At 44.2% G+C, this 26927-nt stretch carries 6 protein-coding genes; all 6 read right to left on the bottom strand.

The window, feature by feature from the left end; translation table 11 throughout:
* Positions 1 to 9: 9 nt before the first annotated feature.
* Positions 10 to 9474 (bottom strand): ribosomal protein L7/L12, encoded by a 9465-nt coding sequence (locus ACS8FC_RS09855; RefSeq protein ID WP_439296617.1) that lies wholly within the window; start codon positions 9472 to 9474, stop codon positions 10 to 12.
* Positions 9475 to 9545: 71 nt separating this feature from the next.
* Positions 9546 to 16640 (bottom strand): SpvB/TcaC N-terminal domain-containing protein, encoded by a 7095-nt coding sequence (locus ACS8FC_RS09850; RefSeq protein WP_439296616.1) that lies wholly within the window; start codon positions 16638 to 16640, stop codon positions 9546 to 9548.
* Positions 16641 to 16732: 92 nt separating this feature from the next.
* On the bottom strand, positions 16733 to 16978 hold the full coding sequence (locus ACS8FC_RS09845; RefSeq protein WP_439296615.1) for a hypothetical protein: 246 nt from the start codon (positions 16976 to 16978) through the stop codon (positions 16733 to 16735).
* Positions 16979 to 17738: 760 nt separating this feature from the next.
* Complete coding sequence (locus ACS8FC_RS09840; RefSeq protein ID WP_439296614.1) at positions 17739 to 25136, bottom strand: Tc toxin subunit A-related protein; 7398 nt, start codon at positions 25134 to 25136, stop codon at positions 17739 to 17741.
* Positions 25137 to 25184: 48 nt separating this feature from the next.
* The gene (locus ACS8FC_RS09835; RefSeq protein ID WP_439296613.1) at positions 25185 to 26459 is read right to left on the bottom strand and encodes a hypothetical protein; all 1275 of its coding nucleotides are present in this window, start codon (positions 26457 to 26459) and stop codon (positions 25185 to 25187) included.
* A gap of 236 nt (positions 26460 to 26695) precedes the next feature.
* On the bottom strand, positions 26696 to 26881 hold the full coding sequence (locus ACS8FC_RS09830) for a hypothetical protein (protein ID WP_439296612.1): 186 nt from the start codon (positions 26879 to 26881) through the stop codon (positions 26696 to 26698).
* Between the last annotated feature and the right edge of the window lie 46 nt (positions 26882 to 26927).

Genomic DNA, 26927 nt, shown 5'->3' with positions numbered 1-26927 from the left:
GAAGCCATATTACATAAGGTAACTAGGTAGCTCACCCTCACAAGTTAAAACCAGCAAAATATCATTAATTTTTTCATCTGAAAATAGTTGTTTAATAACGGGGATATTAGGCAGCTCCAACTGCCACTTCCCTTTTGGTACGCTCCCGCCTATGGCAGCCCAGTTTGTTCCGTTCGTATTTGAGCGGATTACCCCATCAATCGGTGATGCTTCGCCTCCTAATGTGTTGCTATCTTGATGTTGTGTAAAGAACAGTTTAGCTGCGAAGACACTAGGCAAGTCACTGTCAGCGATAAAATACATTAATACGTGGCTAATGATTAGCTCATTAATGTTGGAGGGAAAATCAGCCAATGTCGTCTCAAAACTCACGCTCATAGGAGTGTCCGTCTGCTCTGGATTATGCAGATCATACCATGCATCAGAGAATTCTTGGCGGAAGCTGAAAGCTCTATCGAAGCTGGTATATGTGTCCAGCTCTTGCTGTATTTGCTGCTGATAAGTTCTATCATGCAAAGCCGTATATTCAATAGTTAATAACACATCAGCAATGGTATTAAAGTCCATTGGATTAGAGGCTTCTGGTAAACGAAATTCCCACCTGGTATCCACCCCATTGCCTTCAAAGGGCAATAACATTTCAGGATTAGGGCTCAACTCAAAGACACCTGATGCGCCAATAGGATTGGAGAAGGCAATTGACTCCGGATCTCGGCGAATAACAACAGTCTGGAATACATCACCTGCTATTACCACACGAGATATACCGCTAGAAGTCAACGTAGCACTGATTCCTTGCACAGGAGGAACTAGCGCGATTACCGAGATTCTAACTTGTTTAATCAGACGTAGATATTGTCCTGGAAAACGTCGGTCAAACACTTTACCTGATGTGTCGAAATTTAAAATACCCGTCTGCTTAAATTGTTGGAAGGCAAAGGGGTCAAGTTGTGATAATGAGAAATTAACACTGAGTTGTTGTTTGCGCTGATCTGTGGTGAAAGCATATTGATCAAGCTTGGTAATATCTCTTAATAATCTTGCCGAACCTGTCAGCCCTCGTCTATCAGCCGTAGCAGAGTCACTACTTGCCGAATTATTACCATCGAAATTAGGCAATTCATAATAGTCATCTTTAATGACACCGAATAAAGGCTCTTGTCTCTCAAACGCCAGCTGTATTTCAGCCAGTTTTGACATAGCAGCCGCCTGTTGCAGATAATAACGGAAGATACTTTTTAGCACACCGCTCATCCAGTCGTAGAGCTCTACATTCGTAAACTTCTCTTGTAAGAAAATAACATTACCGCTGGCTTGTTCTGACTGAATTTCGGCTATAGCTTGCTCTTGTTCGGTAATCTGAATGCGGTCATTAGCTAGTTTAATCTGTTGATTACTTATCTGTACATCTTGCTCTGCCAGTTGATGCTGTAGTTGGTATTCGCGATTGCGTAGTGCAATACTGATTGATTGTGAAAGTGTGTTTATTTTGAATTGGCTTGTTGCTAACACGCTTTGGCTAACCGTTTCAGCATATATTGGAATGATAGCCGCCGCAGCTGCTGCTGAGGCAGGGGCACCTCCTGTTGCACCTCCTGCAGCAGCGGTAACAGCAAGACCGGCTATATGTGATGCATAATTTGCAAAGGCAGAAAGGATTTGCACATCCTGATGAAACTTATACTGATCGAGTAGTTGCTTTTCCAAATCAAGCATATCTTCGCTTGACCATTCAGCATAGGTTTCAACCAAAATAGCAGTTCGCTCTAGCTGCAACTCAGCCAAGCCAAGACCATTCTCTGACTCACGCACACGTAATTTTTGTAATTTTACGCCTTCTCGTGATAATTCAACGTCCTGTCGCGCTTTAAATAAAGTGTATTTTTCTTGGTCTAACGATTGCAGAGTACTAAAGAATGAAGCTTCCGTCTGCTGTGCCAAGTGAGTCAATTGCTTTGCACGATCAACCAATACTGGATAACGGTATTGTGTCGGTCTGATTCTCGTCACGCTTGCCAGATTTATCTGTCCTCCAGCCCCCATACTTGGCAATGCACTCTCTACGTCTATCGGCGCTGAGTATGGCTCAAGCTCACGCTGCATTCCCGCAATATTCATACAATTACGGATTTTGAATAAATTAAGCTTGGCTCTTAGCAAGAGAAATTTAACTGTTGGGTTATTGGGGATGCAAAACTCAAAGGATAAGCGCGGGGAATACCCTATTACTATTTCGCTAAAATCAGCTATCTCAACCGTTTCAATTCCAGCACTATCATTATCTGTTATATTTGAGTTTAAGCTGGCTAATCTTGACAGTAAGCGATCAGTTTTAAAGAAGTTAGTAGATATATTTAAATTAGAAAGTAGTATCCGGCTAAAATCTTGTTTGGTTAGCAAAGATTTAGTTATAACCTCTGTAGCAGTTAAGGATGCTTTTCGCTCGCCCAACGCCATTTGTATAACCTCTAAAGCATTAGCCAATCTTTTTTCTTCAGAGAAGTTGCTGTTTAGCTTATTACGCACCTCTACCAGTGTGTTTTTTAATACCTGTGTTGAATTAAGCTCACCCAACCTTGATTTAAGATACTCATAATAAGGCTGTAAAGTTATATCTTCGACCGTATATTTAAGCGATTCAATTAATGCTGAGCACTTATTCTCAGGTTGAACAGGCAGTTCTGACTCAATCAGTTCTAATGCAGTATTATAGAGGTTTCTAGCTCGCGCTACGCTTTCGCTGGTATCATAAGTAAACTCAGCGTCTGCATAATCAAGCAAGCAGCGGATAATTGATTGTATTGTGAAGTGGGTATATGTATTTTTTCTGTTTTGGGCAAATGCATGAGGATTTAATTGCACTGGCCATTCGCTATTCCTATTATAATCATGATCAAATCGGTCTTCCTGCTGAAGAACCCATGAAATTTTACGATTAGTAGTAGATTTATAATCAAATACCAGACTGTACCACTCTAATGCTTCTTTATAATGACCATAGCGAGAGAGTTGTTCAGCGATCCAAACAGGTAAGTAATAATATGCTTCATCTAAATACCCTCTATTTGCATAGTCGTTCGAGACGCTATTTTCGTGTATCCAATTTCGTCTATATTGCTGGCTCTCAATATTTGTTTCGGTACTGATTTGAATGGGATTTGATTGTAGGTTAGGAGCTATATCAAGTTTGAAAACTACATCTAGTAATCCAGTATTAGTCCTACTGTTTATAATGGAATATACCGGTCTAAAATAATTTGTATCTACTTCAATATTGTACAAGATGTCGTAACTATAGTTGAGTATTGGCTTACCATTATGTGTAGCTAGTGAGATTCTTTTATTGTTTTGAGAGCTTGTCAAAAGTTTTTTTTCTGGAAGAAATACATTAAAACTTGAAGCAAAATCATTTAACTTTTCATCTGAATCTGGTAGGTCTTCAACATCATAAGATAGATTATACGTACTAAAAACATGAAGCCTCGTTACATTTTTTTTGCTAGAATCAATGCGTAACGCACCAATAGGATACAAACCAGGTCCATTTCTTCCTGATAACCATTTAGTATAATCATCTTCTGAAATAATACTTTCTTTCTTTTTCTCAAGTGAAACTATTTCATTCCTCAACTCATTAATAGATTTTTCAGAACGCCCTGTAACATCATTAAGGTATGAGCTCTTAGTTTTAATTGAAGACTTTATTGTTAGGTAATCATCTAAGTCTCTAGTTTGATTAGAAAATAAACTCAAACCTATAGTTAGACTTGAACCTTTTATGCCATATATATATCCTTGTAAACTAGAGTTAGAACTTGTACTTGACTGATAAATCTTTTCAATATTTACTGAAATTAATAAACCATTTTTATATTGGACAGCAGAAGTAATCTTTGACTCTTCTCCGACAATATAATTTGTTTGATAAACAGGATGATCGAGATAAGTAATAATCGTCCATTTGTTATTTACCCAAGTATTTTCTTTAGTTAAGGTGTTTGTATATAATACAGATGAATATTGGTTATCGATATTTTCCTTATAGTAAATATAACCAGCGCTTCCAGAAAACTTATAAGAAGAAAACTTTTTGGGAGCAGTTAGAGCTAAGCAGCATATAGTAGGTGGTTGGGGCTCATTATGCATAAGGTCCTGTTGTACCATGGTAAACGAAGCGCCTCTAGGGCTACTAGGAATTCCCAACTCAACCAACTCACTCCATGTGTTCGTTTCAAGGTCATACAGTAGAGAACCTAGTTTATTCTTTTCTTTAACGATAATTCTTAAAACTACATACATTTTATTCTGATAAGTTGTTGCACCTACTATATCAGTCACATTTACGTCACCAATAGGTAAATGCTGCCAAGAAGACTGAAATGTTTGTTTTTCTACATTCAATAAAAACGCAGCAGCTAAAGCTGCACTCGCTTGAGCTTTCAAGTCAAATGTCGACCAGTAACAGTGTTTGGTCTCATTATTAATTCCAAAAAGATAAAACAGGTCTTTAACTTTTTGTTTCGAGATACTTTCTGTAAAACATTCTTGTTTGCTTTTAATCGAAGTACTTCCCCAGCAAGTTGCCTTAACTTCTAAAGCACTAATGTCTTTAAGGTACTCATAATAAGCTTCACTTATTTTACAAGCATCTTTAGGAGAAAGCTGATTCAAGGTATTACTCGTTAACCGACTGAATTCAGATGTTTGCTCTTCTCGTAAAGAAGGATACAAAATCTGCTCAGGATAAAAAAATACGCCCATCGCCGCTTTCCAAGTGGCATAAGAACCCATCCATCTCCATTCTTGTTCAAACTGCTTTGAGCTTATTTTCAGCTCAACATCCGCAATATCAATCTTGCCTGACCTAATTGAGAATACTAAGGTTTGCAAGACCTCCAGCGCCATGCTGACACGGGTGGTCATCTGGCAGCCACTTTGTTGCAGGTCTATAAGAAAGCGCTTGGTGAGCTTTTCTGATTTAATGGTCAAATCATCAGATGAAGGGTCAATGATGTTTACCAAAGCATTTCTAAGCAACGGTAAAGTTTGTTCTTCTACCTCAGAGACCATTGATTTAAGACTAGATGCAAGCACCTCTTGTTGATCAATTCTTGCTTTTAGCGTTCTATACCACTCGCGTTGTCTACGTGTATCAATACGCCATTTTTGTGCCTCTTGTTGCACTGTGAATGTAGGACGCTGTGTAGGATATTTAAAAAACTCAGGGCTAAGTGAAAGCCTGCTCTTCTCTTCTTCTCTCCATGTAGCGAACTGTTTTATTTTCCAGATTTGCAAAAGAATGGCATACATATTTTCACGTGTACCAGCTAATACCTTCGATCCTTTTTCTATACGTTTAGCGACGTCCAACAAAAATAAATAGGCCTCTCTTACCAGCGCTATTTGCTGTAGCCGGCTTGTGATAGAAACTCCTTTTTCTTCGAGTTGACTAAGTGCTATCAGGTCTTGATGAGAGATACCTAGATATTTTTCTTCACTAAATAAATTTTCTATAGCATCTGGCTTAATGACATCATCGGTAACATTGCCGTTTTGTTCTATGCTATCTCGGATAGTATTTAGCTCTATATCAATTAGCTTCGTACGTGAGCGCCAAGTATCATAAGCAAAGTTGCCAATGATAGGCTCGATTAACACATCACCAGAGATCACATCAGGATCAATCAATGGCGGCGTACTCGCCTGCTTTAATGTTTGTTGCCATTGCTGTCTTTGTAACTGGCTTGCCCGCCATCTTGGTAAGCGCGCTTTGAGAGATTGCCAATATGGCAAACGGGCTTCTTCTAACAGCCAATCTTGATATAATAAATTAAACTTATATGCAGAAACTAGAGCGGCAGATAGATTGTTTTGCACTGTATTAGATAATGTTTGCTGGTCACCCTTTAAAATCAAACTAGCAGATACCAGTGTTATAAAGCTTTCTTGATCCAGATTTAACGCTAATATTTGTGCTTTTGCCTCTGACTGCTCAGCCTGATCTAAACTGTTGAGCTTGGTATTGATGTTTTCAATATCAGGTACTGTCCCAAAGGCATCACTCATAATCGCGTCTAACCGACCTGCCGTTTTTGATTTTAAAATATCAGCGTATTCTTTTTGTTTCTCATTTAATTGTATTCGGCGCTCGTCCCATAATGTGCGTGCAGTGAGCGCAAACTTACCGTCTGGCAGCTTTTTTGGTTCAATGTTTTCAGGATCAAGCAGTGGTTTTTCACTTTCCAAAAGTAGTGACCATTCTCCTTCTTGTGGTTCCGTCAAAGACGGCCAAAATGTCGTCATATTCAAGCTAATATTAGCCTCTTCTAATACCCAACTGTTATAAGCGGCTCTTTTTACACTATTGACAATTATATTGGTGGCATTGGTTACATAGGTTTGCCATTCCTCCTCATTGTATTCTTTACCTACTTCTACATCGGTTGCGAATCTTGCCAGCTCATTTAACGCCTCAACGCTTAACTGTCTTTCGCTGAGCCATTGAGTAAATGTTGCATCCTCGATAATCTTTGCATCGTTTGCCAATAGCGCTTGTTGAGCAATCAGATTACCGAGCGTCGTGGGCACAGTAATTTCTGCAATAGCAGTCGCTAGACCATAGGGGTTATTAGAATCGGAAATAACCTTGCTATGAATACGGGCAATCTGTTCATCAACCCATTCACGCCTCGTTTTCCAGAGCTCAAAAGCAGTATTAAGCTCGTCAGGATGACGAAAATCATCAGGCCCGATCACATCAGGATCAATAATCGGTGTGTTTTGTGACAACGGACTTTCAGGAAAATCTATTTCTTTCCATTGTTTTTTTAGACGCTCTAATCGCCAGTCATAAAGCTCAGGGCGTTTTTGCTCTGCTTTTAAAAACCTTAATGGATCAAGTAAGCGTACCCGTGGAATATCTATATCAATGTACGTTTCCATATAAGCTGGCAAACCAAAAATCCGCTCTAAATTATGCTCTGATAACGCATTAGCTAAAATTTGGTGAGCACCCGATTGCAGCTGTAATTCTTTTACATAATTAGGGTCAATACCTAGACGATTGGCAATGGCTTCGATATCGGCATCTGATGATGCTCTATCAAGGTCAAACTGGGAAGTACCTATATTTCTAAGCAATGACTGGTAGGCTGCCTGACGATATTTAGCGACGCGCTCGTCAGTAATCACAAAATTTAATTGAGAGGTATCTATAGCAGCAAGGAGTACTTCACAGGCAATTCTAACTTGTCTTAATTGGGTTTTTGTTGCTGCACAATTAATTGGCAGTTTGGATAAAGGTTGATGAAAGTTATCCACCAAAAAGTCAAGCGTAATGGCAGTGCCGCTTGCTTGAGTGACGTTCGAAGTTACATAGCCTATCAAATCTGTTAGATATGCACCTGGACTTAGTGCCGATACACAGTCTTCACATTGGCAGCTTAATGCTGAGTCTTGTTGAAGCTCTTCTGGGTTATTCGTACCACCTGTTTTAATATCAAGATAGGCATTTGCCAATTGAAAATCTAGATAGCGTGCTTGTGCATGCTGTATCGCTGGTGAAACAATCCCATCATTACCAATGACTGATACAAACTGTTCTACAGGCATATCAGCAATCGCAGAAAAACTAGCGAAACCTTTGTCTATTAACAATTGATTTTGCTTAATCTGTTCTGCAGGCTTTAAGTCAGTAGAGAGTAAAGACAAATCAACCTGTGCTTGTAATTGTCTGACCTCGTCACTTGCACGCAGTGTTTCTGGCAATCCTTTTACAGTTTCAAGATTCCCAAGCTTACGCAGCTCAGCGATATTGGTCAGATTATTCTTTTTCAAAAAAGTATTTAAGTCATTGGAAAACGTTATGGGTAATGCCGTTAGCTGTAACGCTTCGCCGGGCTCTATTGGAACAGGGACAGTTATCTTTATTATGACAGCTTCTTTTTGCTCTACTGGCAAGCTTACCTCTTGTTCATCAAGCTCATCACCATTAGAGGCTTCAATATTTAAAACCAATGAGAGATTTGAAAGTGTTGACTCTGGAGGCAATGCATAAGTGAGGATGAATTCACCCTGCCCATTGGTGATGCTTCCTTGCAAATGCAGCGAGCGGTCTTCGTCAAGAGGTTGAGCATTTACTAACAAACCGACCAATGGTTCAGCGCTTACCGAGTCTATTAACACTCCTTTTACTTCATGTAGTATCCAATGGTCTTTTTCTTGTTGTGTTTTTTCGTCACGTAAACGTTGCAGTTGACTTAATATTAAGTCGATTTGCTCTGCTAACCATGCTGGAATAATAATTTTTGCTATTGCCTGCTTTAATGCCTCTGTTAGATATTTATCAGATTGTTCCAGTAACGTATCTAAATTTAAAGTTGGCTGTTCAGTAGCTTCATTGCGTACAAGCCCAAACTCCATACGCGCCCAGCCATAAAAGGCTGCTGCAGGTATATTCGTTTCGTAGGAGAGTTTGGCACTTTGGGCTATAAAGTGAATGCTATTAGCACCAGCAGGGAACTCATCGGAGAATTCATTTATTTCCGTTTCATTAATCAAAAAGCTAATATCTTGCAAAGATAGATCTGCGAGTACTGCACTATCCAACGCAGGTCTTAGTAACCCTTCTAAACGCTCATATTCTGAGGCTTTAACAGCCGCTGACGCTTCTAGCTGTAGATCAATATCCATCTTTTTAGGACTGTTAAAAAATATATCTGGCTCATCTTTAATTTTTGTTTTTAACGCCAGCTCTATACCAACTTCGTTGAACACTCGCAATAACAGATCGGTATTGTTTTTTTCACTGCGAGAAAATTGCTCTTGTTTATAAGATATAGCGTAGTCGCCCGTTGATGATATTGAGGCTTCCCCTAGGTATTGCTCGCTGCGCAAGTCCTTATCATAAGCTCGAATCAGCACGCCGCTGGCAGGCTTTCCATTAGCAAGACTGACTTTACCTGTTACCAAGTAGTTATCATCTTTGGCGGGTTTGGGTTTCTTAGGGTCTTCACCATTGTCAGAGCCTGACATAGCTTCAATAACCACGGTAGCGCCGACACTAGATAATCTCTGATGAACTTTTATAGCAGATGGTTTATCTAAGTTATCTTTGACGACGCCATTGCTCTCAACTAAGGTTTTGGCTTCTTTTAAGCCCAGTCCAGTAATCTCTCTGACTTGTTTTATGACTTGTAGTTTTTGCTCACCAAAGGAAAGCAGGCGAACCCTGAATAATTCTAGGGTTGTATTGCTAAGCTCTATAGAAACCGTTGCTCCTGCTTCTCGTAACTTAGTAGCAAACACATCGGCCGCCTGTTCGTTTAAGCCACCTAGTACAAAACCACCTACATCTAGTAGTTGATTGATTTTGTCAATCGCGTCTGGCCCTAGCATTACCTTTAAAACATCGGTGACAGGTTTTTGTGCCGGTAATGGCACCCGATTGATAGATACATTAAATAAATTAGCCATGATCCCAATCCTTTGGTTATGTTTAATTACATTTATTGACTTCCATTGTTTATTATTAATTGTGAGTTTTACTACGGTGCTGGCATCGGAGGAAGCATCATCGTTTTATTTTCAGCATCACTTTTGAGGTCTTCTGTAGCTATAGGAGTCTTAAATTTATCTCTAACCCTTACTGTAGTTATTTGATTTTTAGCATGATCATCAGTTTTGTTTACTGCTTTTTTATCAATAGTTAAGATTTGCTTAATCCCCCCATCATCCTCTATTGTTAACTTAACATTAACCTTATACCCTTCTACCTCAACACCATTTGCTCCAAAGAATTTTCCAATAGCATAAAGAAACTTTCCTTCAGTTATTTTCCCAGTCTCGCAGGAATGAACATTTATCTTTGATTTTTTATCAATTTTTTTTGATAAATCTCTTTTCGTCTTTGATGATAGTTTGTTGTGATATATTGCTTCCAATTTTTCACCTGTAAGTTGTAATTTGTTCACACTATCTTGATTTTGGCTACTATCAAACTCTATTCCATCTCCGAACCCATGTGCATAAACTAATATTTCTCCCACTTTATCATTTTTGTCCAGATTATTTAGTATCTCCTTAGGTACATCGTCAAAACTATCAACTTCTATAACTATATGACTTTTAACCCCAGATTTAATTTTATTAACATCTTTATCTTTTTCATGGATAACTAAAAAGTTCTTCCTCTCGTTATTTTTTTTTGATGATTTCTTATCTTGCATACCGTTTCCATCAACACGATTATTTGGATTAGAACTAGCATACAAAAACAGATTAACTCCACCCGCAATCCCAATAGGATCACAAGAAATCCACCTAATTGTAGAAACTGAATAATACCTTGCCCTATGATAGCTTAAGCCACTTTCCTCATCCCGCTCTTTACCAGTAAACCGATAGCGCTTGCGAGCAAAACTACCAAAGCTGGTTTCACCGTAGGGATAATGCTCTTCCCGATTTATCATTTCCCCAGCATCATCCAGTACCAGATTACTGCTTCCCAAATGATCGCTTAGATGAAATTGTACGGCTGGCCCAGCATCGTTTTGATGAGCGTCTCCTCTTCTCACTAATGCAATCCGCTGTTGATTATCCATGATATGCAAGACATTATTCTCTTTTGGGCTAGCGCCTGAATTATCCCAGCGAAAATGCTCAAACAGCTCACCGATGTAAACTCGGCTTTCCCAGCCACCACCTTGTTTGCGTACCAGTTTCATCACACGCAGCCCTGAAGCATCATATAGATACTGGGCATGGATGCTGGACTCACTATAGCCTGTTTGGGTTCTAAACACTGTCAGCTGATCACTATGATTCCATTCAAAATGACGAGCTAATCCTTCGCTTATCATATTGCCATTGACATCATAAACATAAGAAAATTCCGTTCCGCTAAAACTGACTTGCTCAAGTCGGTTATTATTCGCTTCAACAGTAAAGTCTCTGTTGCTAACTACATTTCCTCTATTAGTGACATGGGTATGCTTCAATAATTGCATATTGCCCATTTTGTCATACTGATAGCTTTGGGTATAAGCACGCGTTTTTGTAACGTCATTATGATGGGGTAATTCAGGGCCATTTGGGGTAGATAATGATCTGTCACTTTCTCTACCCGTTGCAGAGGTTAGTCTTGATAATGGATCATATTGAAAGAGTCTATCGAGCTCGTCGATGTTTAGTGCTGGATTATGCACGCCACATTCAGGTGAGCGATCTGCTATTTTTAGAATATTGCCATTGAGGTCATATTGGTAAGCAAAGTCTTGTAGCACCTTACCTGTTGGTCTATAGGCTGCGGAATTTGCTGCATGAATATTTAAATCGAAGTGCTCTGTGCGTAAACGATTTAAACGAAAAGTATTATTATCATAGCTATAGCGGGTTAGAGCGCCATTACCATAGGCAATCAAAATTCTCTGCCCTTTGGCATTATAGGCAATGCGTTCTACATAAGTCTCATTATCCAGCGCCACACTTTCTAGGGCGCCTGAGCGATTGTAATATGGGATTAGTTTGGCGCGTTTGCCTGTCACATCTTCTGGATAGACAATCTCTGTTGCACGGTTGAGCGCATCAAAACGTGAGCTACTGGTATATTGAAAGGGGTTTAATAGACTGGTTGCGTAGACTCGTTCACTAGTGCCAGCTGGTGCTTGCCAATTTACCTGAAAGGGCTTTATGTCCCAGTCATTATTGGGAGCGCTAGCATAAAGGCTTAGCAGATGCTGTTCAGCAATGACTTGTCGGGTGCTATCTAGCGGATTACCTTTAAAGTCAAAACCTGACGTACTCACGCTACCGGCTTCATCATAGTGTTTGGTTAATTGCCCTAAAGTATTACTTATCTTAGCGACATCAAAATCAGCTACGTTATCATCTCCATAGTGATTACGCTGGCGCAAGGTCATATCTCCTTGCTCGGTATTACGTGCCCAAAAATATTTAGGCCGTAGCAGTACATCATAGTTTTGTAAAATCAGTGCGCCTTTGCTATCTCTTCGCTCCACTTCCAGACCTGTCACATCAGTGACTATTCTACGCACTCCTGCATCGATACTGTCGATACGCAGCGGCGACGATTCTGGTATCAGTGAATAGCTGTATTTGAATGCAATACGACCCAAGGCATCGGTCACTTCCAGTAGATTGCCCAGAATATCGTAACGCGATTTTGTAACTATCCAATCAACTGGGTCATTACTACTTTTTAATCGTTCTACTACTTTGATGGTTCTGCCTAAGGCATCTAGCTCAATATGTGTTGGCGTATCCCAATGATCTTGATAGCTTTGACTGTCGTTGAAATGGGTGCGCCCTGCATTATCATTGCCATCATAAGTATAAGCATGCCAAGGGCTAGGAATGAAGTCTTCCGGACTGTCTAATCGTTTAGGGATACCGTAAATCACTCTTTGTTCTGAGCCATCTGGATTAAGGGTGCGAATCACTTGACCTCTAGGGTCATAGAACATTTTGGCGGCTTTACCGTGTTTGTCATTTTGAGCTTGATGCTCGTTTCTATCTAAATAATCCCAACCTACATGGTAAAAAGGTTCGTATTGCTCTACTATACTGCCTTTATTATTAAAGGTTTGCCAGCCACTAACAATGACATTAGGTTGTGATTTGGCTCTATTTACTATGCCCGCTACTATTTGTTTTGTTGTTTGTTCATCGGATTGATTGGCAGGTAATCCGCTATGACCAAAATTATTATCGCCAAAACGAGTTTCGGCCGCTTGTACACGTGTTTGTACCTGTCTACCAAAACCATCACTATACTCACGCATTTGTATAAAGCGTTCGGGGTACTTATCTTCTTCGTTATCGAAAAAATCAGTGATTTCTGACTCTGTCATTTCTGCTAGATTTGCTGCCGCTCTTTTGTCGTTCTCTTCATCAATTAACTGCCATGCATGTTCAGTCCGCTGAAGGGTGTGCACGTACACTGGCTGGGGGTTTTGTCCCTGTTTTTGACTATTAATAAAAGCATTAAAGTCATATCGATACCGTATGCTAGGTTGTTCTGCTCGGTCGCCGATATTTTCCCCTGCTTTAGCGTTAACTTGTATGCTTTGTAACATTCCCAACGGTGAATAGCTTGCTTGGCTTTGGTTACCATTGGCATCAATCATTAAGGCAATTTGCAAAGTACGGTAATCATACTCTGCTTGGATAGTAAGCTCTCTAGGGTTAGTTGCCTTGATAGGAAGAAAGTCATATTGATCATATTCAATATGCGACTCACTCCCAAAAGGATTAATACTAGTGGTCACCATGCCACGGGCGTTTATTTCCTGACGCTGCCCAGCAGCGTAGTAACCATGGGTATAGGGTGGCGTTAATCCATCGGCAAAGCCATATGCAAGCGGTGTAATAGCTAGGTCTGGACGTGTCAAATCACGAGGGCTATCCACAGGTAGGCTATCGATAAATTGTTGCGGATATTCACTAGACCAATTGGGCTGTCCATTTTTGGTAAAAACATCGGGTATTTGATTATCATAAATATGATTAAGAATCTCTTGCGTTAATATCAAGGATTCACTACGTGAAAGTACGCCATGTTCACCAATTTCCCCCAATGCCAAGCCGGTATATTTATTACCATCATAAAAATTAAGAGAATGACCGATTAGCTGTTTATTAATTTGTTCACCCTCAACGGCTTGTTCAATTTGGAGAAGGGTCTGCGGCGTTGGTATTATTAACTCATAATGTTTAGATTCTGCGAGTCGGTCTACGATATAAACATGCTCGTCATCACGTTGTGCAAAAAAGCTTTGAGCAAAGGTAGCAAGGTAATCTTCTGTCTGACTAAACTTATCTATCCAGCCTTTTGGACAGGCAACTTGCCAGATTCTTTGCGGTTGACCATAATTATCATAATCGTTAGTGAAACTAAACTGGGTCATCGGCTCATCACCGCGCTCCCACTGTGTGGTTCGACTGGCTACAGAGAAAGGAAAATATATGCGTTGTCTATCGGACTCAACTTGGGTAGGAACCGCTATTTCTTTAAGCTCAAAGGCAGACTCTGAAACGGTGTAGGGAATGGCTTCTCTTACGCTGCCATCCAGCGCATAAGTCTCTGAGCGTAATAAAGTTCCTCGTAATGTACGTATGGCGTCGCGTCTGTCTTGCAGTTGTAACGTTTTTAAAAAGCTTTCTTGATCGTATAGTCCGTCTAGTTGCCCAGGATCTCCTGCCCAATATTCGTGTCTAAAATCAGAGCTACTCCAGTGTCCCTCTTTTTTACGCACAGGGCCTTGATGAAACCAGTTACGTGTTTCTGTAGGCGCTGAAAAGTGGGTGTAATCAATATCAAGAAAAGCTAATTCACTGTCGCTAGTATATTTGTGGTAATTATCAAAACTTTCGGTATCTCGTTGGTCAACGCGGCCAAAACCACGGAACTCTCTTTCCTTACCATCCCAATAGCCGTGGTGATAGCTGTACTCAGTGGTCAGTTTGCTTTGAGAGATAAGATCAACTGACTCTACCCTGCTCACTACCTGCACAGGGAACGGTAAAGTGCTTTGCCAACGGGTATCGGGCCGTTTTTCATCTTCAAGATAAAAACGAATAGAGGACTCATAGTACACACGGGTTAAAGCACCGAGCCGATTATCCATCTCATTAAGCAGATAAGGCTTTACGCCACCGGTAAAATCAAGGAAATAATAATGGTTACCTGCTCCACTCTTGTCATTCGTCCACAATAAACCACTCACACCACTCCCGTACAAATCAATCAATCTAATTGCTGTAGGATGAGTAACAGGTGGCGTGCCATTAACTATTAATGGATCACTCCAACCTTTTCCTGCCTGATTAAGCCAAAGTGTTACTTTGTAATCGTCTACATAAATCAGATCTGCATTACCACTACCGTCGATGTCGCCAAGATAGAGTCGTTGCAAGTCGTAACCATAGGGCAACCGAGGACTGTTATGCATCTGTACACGCGCACCCCATTGTCCATAACCTTGATATGGCCAGTATTCGATATTGCCATCATGAAGAAGCACAATGTCAGTTAGTCCATCACCTGACATATCGGCCCATTTAACGCGTTGGTCGGCGAAATTGACATTAGGAAAATATTTTAGTGCTTTGCGCGAAACTTGTTGGGTTTCAGACCAGCCATTGTCTGGGTCGTTATAGAACAACTCAAAACGGCTACCACTTTGAATTGCGTCGGTGACGCCATCACCATTCAAGTCAATCAGTTTAACTTGTGGGTCTTGTAAGCTAAAAGAAGGAGCTGTGCGATAGGGTTGGAACGAATGACGATCCCACAATGCACCGGCTTCACTGGAGAAATAGCCATTCATTTGGTGATTACTGACCATCAAATCAGGTCTACCGTCACCATTAGCATCCAATAATTGTACGCCAGCAGTAGAAAGATTAAAGCCTATAGGCACTTCTTTCATTATGCGTGGCATATCAAAGTTGCCATCGCCAAGGTTGCGCCAATAACGGATTGCACCTTTGGTTTCAAGTAGGTCCGGTAAACCATTGCCAAATAAGTCGACCAATTCTAGATCAGGATCTGATAGAGTTTGTGTGGGTAGGTTTGTATCATTTAAGGGCGTGAATTTTCGTTGTTCAGGATCAAAAATGCTGTAACTAAAGCGGGGGGCAGGTAAGGTTTCCGTTTTACCATTGTCATGACCTACGACTTCAATTTGATGAAGGTAGGAAAGACCATTTTGTGGTAATTTTATACTTAAGACTTGTCGTTGTTCTGAGCTTAATTGATCTATGTATTTAAAGTGGTAACTTCGTGTTAGTTGATTTGTTGTGAGCTTGTCTTGTGGAAGTGCATCGGGATTGCTGTAGATTTCTATCGACGTGCAGCGTTTAGCGGTGCGAACTTCGAAGCCAGCTCGATGATCTGATGATGGGTAGATACTTTTGTGTTCTGGTAAGTCTGCATAATTGAAACGAATGGTTAAGAGAAATTTTGGATTTTTATTATTAGAATCTTTCCCATAGTTTACGTAGAGAATCTCATGTAAGTAGCTTTGAGTATAGTCTTCATCAGAGTCATTAAAGTATTTATAGCGCATTTGATTACCGAACGTGTCTTCAGTTTTGGTTAACTTCCATGCAAAGGTATTATCATTATTTTGCGGGTCTGCTATAACTGCAGAATCAGTTTTTTTTGATTTCTCATGGCCGTAATAGCTGGTTAACCCTCCTTTGCTACGCACCTGCCAGTAATCGTTACTTGCATCTAAATATCTAAAAATTTTGGCAAATAGCCCTTCAGTACGAGGTCTATATTGAGTAACGCCCTTATCTTCTTGTATTAGAACAAGGTCTTCAGCGCCTGATAGTATAAAAGTATCTTTACCCAAATAACGAGGAATACCTTTGCTTGTTTTTCTGCTAACACCTGGAATACTGAGATCCCACCCCAAACCAAAAGAGCTGATACCATTACCGGTACTATAAACAAGGCTTAGTTGAGGCTGGAAGCCGTTTCGGCCCGGTGGGACGTCAATAGGTACGGAGAAGTTACCCGTTCCGGTAAATAGGTCTGGTGAGAAGGTCTCTCCCAAGCCAGCAATAGCTCCTCCACCTTTCGGCAACGATATGTTTGAACTTATATCAGACATTATTAACTCCCCACTAAATCAGAGATTAACCTATCTTATATGTCCAATATACCCCATGTACTGTTACTTATGTAAGAATTTAGCACAACTACTTATTCCTTATGTCCTTTATCTATTTTAGCTGTCCAGTTACTAAAGATAGTTAACGTAAAAGCACTGACATTATCTAAGCGAATTTGTTGTGGATAGCAATGCCACTCGGCTAATTGATTAATGTAACGAATCACTCTTAAAAACAGTATATTCATACTAATATGAATACCCAACACTTCGCGGTTATACTCATCAACCAAGTTAAAGGCTAAGAACCAGATATTGTTATCTAATTTATCGCTCATTGTATTATTTTAGGAAATAGTTACATTTACAGAGTTTTTGCAAAGGTTTCAAAAGGTTAAATCCAATTCATGAATTTTTCTACTTGCGGTATTTTCATTGATTAAACCAATAAAAATTTTATAAATATTAAAGTGATGGGCTTTGTTATATCTAGAAAATCTTCTCAATACACTTAGCTTTTACCTCAAAGTGTCTTCTGCCATAATTTAACAGAGCTACGTAAACTTCAAGACGGTGAAAAACAGGCTATAATCTAGTTCACTACCTAGCTACCCGCCAATACTTGTCCTTTATAAACCGCAAAGTAGCCATCATAATCAATCACCTAAAGCGAAAAAGAGCTTCAATGTTCTGTCGGGTTTGGCAGGCAACCCAATATTGGTTAGTTTGCCGACGAGCAGGTTGCCGAAGGTGACGTCCTTTTCTATCCTGATCCCAGCTCATGGCGTAAGTGTTAAACTCGCCATTGCCCGCTTCTGGCAATGGCGAAATACCATATAAATATGTCAGGCTAGGAATCTAAGGACTACTGCCAGAGATCCGGAATCTGCGCAGAGCTTTGATCCGAAAGCGCAAGCTGCGGTAGAAGCTGCTCCCGCAGCCAAAAAGAAAGCCAAACACGGTGTTTACTGCGGCGATTGTCCGTATAACAAGACTTTAAGGCTGCGGAAGGCTAACGGCCTTTTGCAGTCTCTACTTAACTAACGAATAGCTAAGTGAACGCCGATCCTTCGCTATCGCGGAGATGTTGCATTGCAACTACGCGATAGCGTAGCGAACAACTAAGAATACGTGCGTATCCGGTGTTCGTTTCAGTACATCATCCGGCGCCAGTGCTATTTCGAACTCTTGGTTTCCGACTTGGGAAAGCATTGGGAGATCGCCCATGTTCGGCATGCTCGACAGCAATTCTTTTTCCTCGATTGCATAAAGCTCTACTCCGCTGATGCGGATATTTTTATCTTGTACCAAGTACGGAAAATGTTCCCTCTTGACCATTGCCCGGAACATTTCGTCGCCGGCTAAAAAATGGTGCCACTCGGTCGTAAAGTCTTGGTTCAGGCTAAAAATTTGTATCTGGTCGAACCCTTCAGCCTCCTCGACGAGCGTGCGCAAATTATCCACAGCTTTTTGACGAAGGTCTTTGCCCTGACGCGCTGTATAGCGGAGATGGAGGATTACGTCGGAGATAGTGTCGTAATCGAACTGACGATACTCGTTAGGTAATTCCAGATTCCATGTGCTGATGACACCTTGCCCTTCAAAAGGAAGGAATCGTTCATCGCGAAGATTAGTCTCAAACAAGCCGCTGTCATTCTGGGCATTACTGGTGACAATGGACTGAAGCGTAGCTGAATAATCCCTAAAGCGGTCGTCTTCTTCCCCTAGCGGCAAGCGTGTATACTTGTCGTCTTTCAAAGAAGGTGAGATGCGGATACTGCTTCGGCTCAGCGACAATGTGCAGTTTACACCGGTGTAAGGCCCCGTGACTGCCGGAATCGAGAGGCTTACATTCTTGAGGCGGCGCATGTAGTGGCCAGGCAAATCCAGATCGAACAGCCATTCCGGCAAGCGAATTTCGCATGTCCCTGTCGCTTTTAAGCTCAACAAGGCGAGTGGGTCAAGCCGACGCAGCGAGACATGTTTGGTCAGTTCCAGTTCGCGCTCGTTGGCGGTATGAAAAGCCTGATCCATTTGGTGGAGCTGCAGCATGAGATGCTCTCCGGCGAGCAAACCTGCTTTATCCTGCTCCCAGTGGGACGGATCAATGAAGATGGGTTCGTCATCTCCACGCTCAAACCCATAGGCTACTGCGGCCTGTCTCGCTGCGTCATAGGCAAGCATGTAAGCCTGCCGATGCAACCGCGTCATCTGTTGGGCCATCCAGTTGTACAGCCCGACCTTGGTGAATTTCCCCTTTACAAAGTCATACTGTTCTTCGGTCTGTTCAACGTTCTTTTCGTAGATCTCCAGATCGCGTTGGGCGATTTCCTCTCGCAGCTTGGCAGCTTCAATTTGTTGTTTAATTTGATTCAGTTCTTGCTGTGCCGTATCGCGTTGAAACACCCATTCGTCAGATCGGCGTTGGTTGCTGGATTCCAATCCAGCAGAAGCTGCAATATCATTCGAGATGCTAGCAATTTGATTTAGAAAGAGGCCCCAATTTCTAGCGCTTTTATTGAGCTCATCTCCGCCGTAAGTGAGGGCAAACGGACTTCCTAAATTGGGTAAAAGTGCAAGAATTGATGATTGTCCATAAAAGAGGCTGCTTGTAGACTTGGTAATGGTGGCAGTATGTCTTGCGACCTGCTGCGTGCGCTCCCATCTCGAAAGACCGCCCTCGACAAGATTGATGTAGTGTTCTAGCCTATTGCCGATATTTGTCTGACTTTCCTCCAGGCTCATCCGCTGCCGTTGGGCCTCCGCGATTTGATTCTCTTTCACCTGCCGGGTTAGGCTAATGATGTTCTGTTCATGCCGCGCCCGCATCAAAGTGAGTTCTTCAACGTCTTTCTTTTCCAGCGCGCTGAGCAAGCCTCCGCCCAAACCCTGCACGGTAGCAGCGAGACTTCGTGCTTTCTCTATCAGGACTACGAACCGATAGATTGGGGGCTGACCGTAGTATTCGGACTGCAGCACGTCTTCAAGCGACAGGCCAGCTGCTTTAGCTCTCACCAACAGCATCGGGTCGATCCGTGGTGCATAGAGCGCCAGTGCGCGGCGCATGCCACGAATGTTCATGCAATTCCTGATCTTGAACAGCCGGTCCTCAACCCGATCCCAATAGCCCAAAAGGTGTTCGTTCATCGGTACGCAAAATACCGTGCGAACTTTCGACATGTCCGCAAGAAACGCGCCAACGACCCTTGAGCCTCTGGCGCTGACAGCCCGCGAGCTCAATGGGCTAGAGTCTAACGTTTCATCTGGCAGCGTTTCGGCCTCGAAATTTCCATCCACAAATCCCCGGAGACGCTCTTGAGTCCTTGTTGGCACAACACTGAACGTACCATCTTGCTCGAAGCGGTCAGCGGTCAGCAAACCTGAAATGTCAGGCCGGCTAGACGCGATATAGTTTTCGAGCACCACGAACTCCGATTCACCTTTTATGTCCTCGGCGACATCGGCAAAAGTTGTAGACTCAGACCCAGAACAGGCCTCCATCTGCACGGGCCGGTCACCAAGAATATCCAGAGCAGTTATGTAAAGCAGCGTGGCTTCATTAATCGACTCGTAACTATCCTGAGTGAACAAGTAATCACCCCAGTCGAGCAAGTTGTCGATGTATTTCATCACCACCGCTTTTTGCAGTGCACTCGGGCGCAGGCGTGCAATGGCCCAAGGGTTGAACGGGTCATTGCGGTACTGTGCAATCGTGCTTTCGTCAGTCAGCATGTCCTGTAGTTTTGGCAGGTCCTGCCCCCGGAACGGGGAGTAACGCCAGTTGCGGTCGCCCGGCTGCTTGTCCAGATCACTATCTGCCGCCGTTGGGTCAAAAATGTAATGGAACCAGCGTTGTGCTTCAGCGAACTTCTGATCAGCGTTCAGGTTGAAGGCGATCTGAAACGGCAAGTGGAAATAGAGCTCGCGGTAGTAGTTGCCACATGCGCCTTTGAAGTCGATGTGTTTGGCTTCAGCGTCTTCTGGATCCAAGCTTACTATGTCCGAGCGCAGGAGCCAAGGGTTTCTAGTTTCCTTGAATCTTGTCTGTGTTTCAACAGAAAGCAAGGTATCCAGACCATCTTCATGCAAAACAGCGCCAAGGGGCTGAACAATGGTGGAACCCAAAGGTCTAGTACGAATTTTTCTATCACGACGACCTCTCAGCAAATACGAATCTGTTCCAAGTGAGGCGATGTAAGTAGGGTGCCCACCGCCATTTATAACTCGGACTCTATAGGGAGTGGAGGAAAGTTCTTGGCGAAGCAGTCCAATATCCGAGAAACCATCGATGTCTTTGCCCTCTGCCAACGCAGTATCATCAAATAAATAAACAACATGTTTCCATCGATCTCGCTCAATCGGTTGAGGGTCTTGCCATACCTTCTTATCCAGCTCAGAAACTCTGTTTCGAGAACTGTCGGGCACGCGTTGCCCCGTAACGTCAACGGTACCGGAATATCGAAAAAGCAGTTTGTCGTTTGCCAATATTGGATATACTCTGTCCCATTTATAACCCATGAGCGTATGTTCTTCTGTTGCAAACTCTCGTATTTCAGTTTCCGAGCCCCTAAAATAGGAGTCGTAGGTCGACTCAGGGGAATGATAGACGGGTGTCCCGGCAGAGCCCTTATCATATTTTACGACTGGCTCATACGCATCCCTCAATCTAACTTTCGTTTGAGGCTCCCAAGTCCCCTTGGCGTTTTGGTGTGAATAGTTCAAATCAATGGTGTGTTTGTAGGCAACTAGTTTTGAGTTACCTCCAACCATCTCGTTCACCATACGAGTTTTTATATTCACCCAGAAGACATGCAGCTTGCCCTGATACAAAATGGGCGAAACAGTTTCGACGTTAATCGGAAGGTCAATTCGATGCCAATGTGACCAGACATCGCTATTTTTATCACCTGTTGTAGGCGTCAAAGTTCTGTAATGGTATTCAGGTGGATCTTCATGAGTATGAGCGAATAAATATAATGGGCCGCCATAGGGCTGATCGCGGAAAGTGGCCCCCGCATAATTCATGTTGGCCACTTTAATAAACTTGTCAAAGTATTTCTTGTAGGCGCTCTCGGCCGTATCGTCACTAATTTCCTGCTGCTGCAGCTCATCCACCGCTTCTTCAAAATACGGCGTTTTATCGTCGCGCAAGTCCGGGTAAATATAATTTTCCGGATAGAGAAAGACCCGGCGATTGGCTTCCCACACGCGGTAATTTTTGCGCCACGCCCACTCGGCTTGAGGTACGACGGAGGGTGGTACCTGGATAGCGTGATCATCGCCCTCTCCGCTTTTCTCCAGGTTCATCAGGCAGCGCTGCACGTAAAGTTGCAGGCTGGAAATGCCTGCCAGAACCCAAGACGTACGGGCACAGCCATCCATCTGTGCATCCATCAAAAAGAAACGGTACAGATCAACCGGGTCGTGGAACACTATGACCGGAGGATTAGCATGGTCTGCGGGAACAGGGTATGAATAGGCTGGCGAGAGCAGGTAGTCCATTAGGCCGTCACGTTTCAGCTCAAGCACAGCTTCTGTGTAGGGTTCCAGTAGTTTGTTGCGTTGCGCTTCATCGGGGTACTTGGCAAGAAAGGCCCCCAACATTGCGTCCCGCCCGATCTGAAGGTCGGCGTAGGCCGCAGCCGTCATTTTTGCCAGCGCATCGCCATTTACTCCGATCGTCTGGCACAACGCCACGGCGCTTTGCAATTGCGCGAGCGCCTCCATTGTGTTTGACGTTGGCTCCAATACATCAGGTTGAAGCAGTGACGCGACAAGCGTGGCGTCAGCCTTCAACAACTGTGCGACCGATTCGCTGCGGTCCGCGCCAAACACACGCATAGAAGCATGCGCCAATTCCAGTTCTTCGGCCTCTCCCGTTGCAAACGTGCGGTATATGGCCAAGCGACGAATGAACGACAACTCGAACGCTTCCGTATTGCCAAACAACATAGCGTTATCGGCGATGAAACGCTCATGGGCAACGGTCAGCTCCAGATTCGACTGCAGCAGGTACCACTTTTCCAGTTGGCTGATCTGCCCACGTAACGCGCTCTCAGGTTCGCTATCGGCAACTACCGCTTGCAATCTCGTAAGCGTAACACCGGCCAAGGCTAGTAATACCTCCGCCTGCGGGGGCACACCTTCGTCGCGCTCTTCTGCGGATACCTCTGTCTTCCAGCCATAGATGCTGCCAAGCGTTGAGTGCAACGCAGCGCTGTCCATCTCGGGCAGGTTGTCGCGAAGCTGCGTCAACTGAGCTTCGGTCGCCTTCATCTCAACAGTATCGTGCCCTTCATCCAGCACCAACCAGCGCATCTCTGCAAGGCTAAATGGTAGCGCATTGATTTCGGGCAGTTGTGTGGAGAGCTGCAACATGTCTTCTAGCGAGCGCACCGCGGTTTGCTCGGCTCCAAATACCAGTCGAATGAGCGGGAATAACTCGGCTATAGAGCATTTGAGCTTGCGGGCTAATAACGCATGACGGTAGAGCACGCTGAGGTTTGCAACTGTAATTTTCATGGTGCGCTCGGCACCGCTGCCGGGTATCTCCAGCTCTTGCCGCAGATCGATCAGTAATGCGACCAACTCTGACTCGTTCAAACTCAGGCCGGCCAATATACGGTACACGTCCGACGAGCCCGCCCCTTCATCGTTGGTAAACGTCACTGTGGGCGAGTCCGTATCGAAACTGGAGAAATTCACCGTGTCTGTCCACGACTGCTCACCGAACAGTCGGTGGTAGAGCACACCATGAGCCGTCAGAAACGTAGCGCGTGGGTTGGGTCGATCATCACCAGAAGGGCGCTCAAACGGTGCTGGTATTTGATGGAAGAGACTGACCAGCTCTTCTACATTCAGATGCAGGCGATCCTGCAGTAGCTTGAGATCGGCAACGCGATGCACCGTTGCGTCAGTGATTCCGAAAGCCAAACCTACTGAACCCAAGGCGCTCAGTACAAAGTCAAAATCAATCAGACTCCAGTCTGTCTTGCGCCAGAGGCGGATCCAGCGATGAATGGTATCCAGCTTATTGATTGCTGAGAGCGCATTGGTAGCTATAAGCGCTTCTTCTTCAAATAACTGCCCCAGACTTTCGTCCACCGGTGTACGTTCAATGGTAAAAGCAAATGAATACAGCGTTGTCGCGTCCCGCAACTGGGTGACTTCCTCGCGACTGAGCCCTGTGGCGCGCATGAACTGAGGCACCGGAATACGTACGGGATCTCTGCCGCTGCCCTCAGCATGAAACAAGCGGCGCATGTGCGCGTTGTTCCTATTGGGCTCTACTATGATGGCAAGCTCTGACGCAAGCTCTAACTGCGACACGTTCAGATACGCCAACCGTTGCTCCGCGACCGGACGACCGAGCACCGCGAACACATCGGCCCTTTTCAGACTGAAGTGACTCAAATAGAGGTCCAATTCCTGTTGCACTGGCAAAAATGGCTGTTTGAAGCTGCTGTACTTCGCAGCGTCGGACAGCTCTTGGTAAAGGTCGTTGCGGTTACTCACCTCTTCGATGTGCCCAATCAGGAATTGCTCGAACGTATGATTGACCACCTCCAGATAGGGCACCTGGTTGTGAATGTTTTTGCAACTGAGTTCCAGCGACCAGAGGTCGGGGCGCCGCTTGCGCAGGTAAAGCGCGCTATTTCGGCGCGGATCGTCTTCTTCACCAAAGGCCTCCGGCGCCTGGGAAACATGCTTATCCACAAACGCCATCAGATCGACAAAATAAGCGGACTGGCTCAATATGGAGCTGCAGTGCTCGCAATCGTAGAAGTTCTGTGCGCCAAACAGTTTCTCAATGTTATCCATCTCCCGGAAAGTTGCAGGTATGGTCCTTTCCAAGTTGTCCACCTGCATGGCTGGGCCGTACAAAAGCTCAAACAAACCGTACCGAGCGACTTCAGATTTTGTCGCCCTATCGCTTGCTGCGCGGCGAACCTGCGCGGCCTCCGCAGCCGGCAGCTGCGCTTGAATTGCCAAGCGCTCGACAGACGTGCCGAGTACCTTACTGCTGCTGTCAAAACCGGCCGACAGCAATTTTATTCGTGTTTCCGTATTATTGGAGAGCGGCATCACCCGCTGGAAGGCGCGTGCTTGTTTGAGTATTTCAGGACGATCAGTCTCAGAAATTTCGCCCCACTCCAGCTCCGTCTCCTTACTCTGAAACACCATGCGACCTCGAATAAGATCAGCATGGCGCAGATCTAGCGCTGGGTTTTCTTTGAACAGGCTATCGAACAACCCTAACTTCTCTTGTACGGCCTCATTCTGCTGGCTGGCATTGAGGCCGGGCGTTGCCAATATATTGTCGAGGCCCAAGTGGGCATAGAGCTTTAACAGCGGCGAAACAGCCGCCAGGTCTAAATCCTCCGCCGTACGAGTGGCTCTGGCAACAAGTCGGTCGCTAGGCAAATAGGCATCGACCTTCTTTATAATGGCGTTGGCATAGTCTTGCGCATTTGTAAAAGCTTCTGGCACTTGCATGCCGTGCGCCTTCGCGCGGTCTATTACACTCAGCCATTCTGTTTCCGACTAGCCAGCCACAGCTTTCACCGAGTCGCCCTGGGTTTCCTGCTGCACCTGCGTTAATAGCGGCAAGTGGTGGAACGTAAGCACGCTAGCTTGCAGGCTACGTTGTATAGCGCGTACGGCCTTCTCATCACTCAGTTCAGACTGCACTTTTTGCCAGAAGTCGGTGCTTGGCTTTGGCTCGTACTCCAGCGTCATGCGCACGAACTGCTCTTGCTGTGGTCGGGTCACACCGGCCGCGGTCGCCACCACCAGGCCGAGCGGCGCAACCGCGTCACCCTCTTCTTGCTTGAAAGCGTTATCCAACGCCAACTCGCTCAGGCGCTGCATAATGTCGTCGAGCTGGCTGCCTAAGCTGCTGGGCACTATATGGTTCGCGATGGCCTGCTTTAGCGCTACACGCCAGCGCATCGGCTTTTCTGCCAGCAAATGGCGGAGATTGGTTGGCAGGCCTTGTCGCAGCAGACCATAGAACGCGGCTTCTTCAACATCGTGTGATTTTTGCCACTGGGTGTCTAGCCGCAGGTAGCGAAGGTGCTCCAATGGTATCTGCGTCTCGCCAGCCAGAAACTCAAGGTCGTCATCGGTCAGCGCGGCACCCTCGACTGTGCCTATGAGCGGTTTTATTTCGCTCAGGTAGCGCTCATATTCAGACGGGCCATAATCTTGGCTCGGCTGTAGGGTAATGTCGATGGTTTGCTCTGGCGTAGCATTAAAAACAGTGTCTGAAGTCGCGATCACGGTGCCGTTGTCGTCCACGACTTTAACTAGCAAGTCAGCCGCGTCTTTCTCTGCACGTCGGAACTGCGTGGCAGTGTAGCGAATTTCGTAGCGACCTTTCGCATCCGTCCGGGTTGCACCAAGCAATTCCTCTGAACGCATGTCGCGGTCATAGACTTGTACCGGCAGATCCGCAGCGGCACGGCCATCGGCATGAGCTATCGTGCCTCGCACTAGTAGGTCTTCGTCATCTTGTGACGCATCTAGAAGGCCCAACTGCTTCAGTATCGTATTGAGCGCCTTAGCAGTGGATTCATCCACCGAGCCTGACGGGGTTAGCTGATTTTCCTGCTGGAATATTGCAACCAGTTTTGCTGTTATGCCGCCATAAAATTGCTGAGCCTGTTCTGCTTTGAGTTCAGTGGCCAGATCTGCGACGTTAGAAGGGTCGTTGGCCATCATTAGGTTACGCTCGAGCAGCAATTGCAATACATTTTGCAGATCAAATGTGGGGTGCCCCGACATTTGTGGTTGTAGTGGAAACGAGATTGCGTTCATTGGTCACTCCGATAAGTAATGATTCAAAGAAATTCGTTCAACCTGTCAAACGCATCAAACGATCGTTGAGAACTGTCTAACAAAGGCGCCAATTGGATGTTTCTATGCTCACTAAAAGTTTAGTAGTATCTTCATAAATTGGGTGTACTCGCTTCGGCAACACCACCCAGACATCGATATTAAACGGTCATTTCTGTCTACATAAACGCACTAAATCCCTCAACAATTCAATATGATCAACTAATAACGACCTGTTTCTCTCCAGCAGATTTACCGTAAAAAATAACACTCTCCTTCAATCCAATAATGCAAATCATTCGACATAATTTCTCTTGCAGGGCGGGAAAGCGATAGCGCATTCCGCCATATCCAAACGCGTCAAGCAATCTTGTGTCATCAATGTCGGATAACGCTTCGCTCATCCAACTTACGCCAGTTCCGCCTTACGGGTTACGTAAATCTAAGAAT

The organism is Psychrobacter sp. 1Y4 (assembly GCF_051847555.1).
The sequence above is the reverse complement of the archived record's forward strand: the minus strand, read 5'-3'. Positions and strand labels throughout refer to the sequence as shown.

What these genes read in the sequence shown, in the direction of transcription:
- ACS8FC_RS09855 (WP_439296617.1), bottom strand. Translation starts at nt 9,474, where the DNA reads ATGGCTAATTTATTTAATGTATCTATCAATCGGGTGCCATTACCGGCA.
- ACS8FC_RS09850 (WP_439296616.1), bottom strand. Translation starts at nt 16,640, where the DNA reads ATGTCTGATATAAGTTCAAACATATCGTTGCCGAAAGGTGGAGGAGCT.
- ACS8FC_RS09845 (WP_439296615.1), bottom strand. Translation starts at nt 16,978, where the DNA reads ATGAGCGATAAATTAGATAACAATATCTGGTTCTTAGCCTTTAACTTG.
- ACS8FC_RS09840 (WP_439296614.1), bottom strand. Translation starts at nt 25,136, where the DNA reads ATGCAAGTGCCAGAAGCTTTTACAAATGCGCAAGACTATGCCAACGCC.
- ACS8FC_RS09835 (WP_439296613.1), bottom strand. Translation starts at nt 26,459, where the DNA reads ATGAACGCAATCTCGTTTCCACTACAACCACAAATGTCGGGGCACCCC.
- ACS8FC_RS09830 (WP_439296612.1), bottom strand. Translation starts at nt 26,881, where the DNA reads ATGAGCGAAGCGTTATCCGACATTGATGACACAAGATTGCTTGACGCG.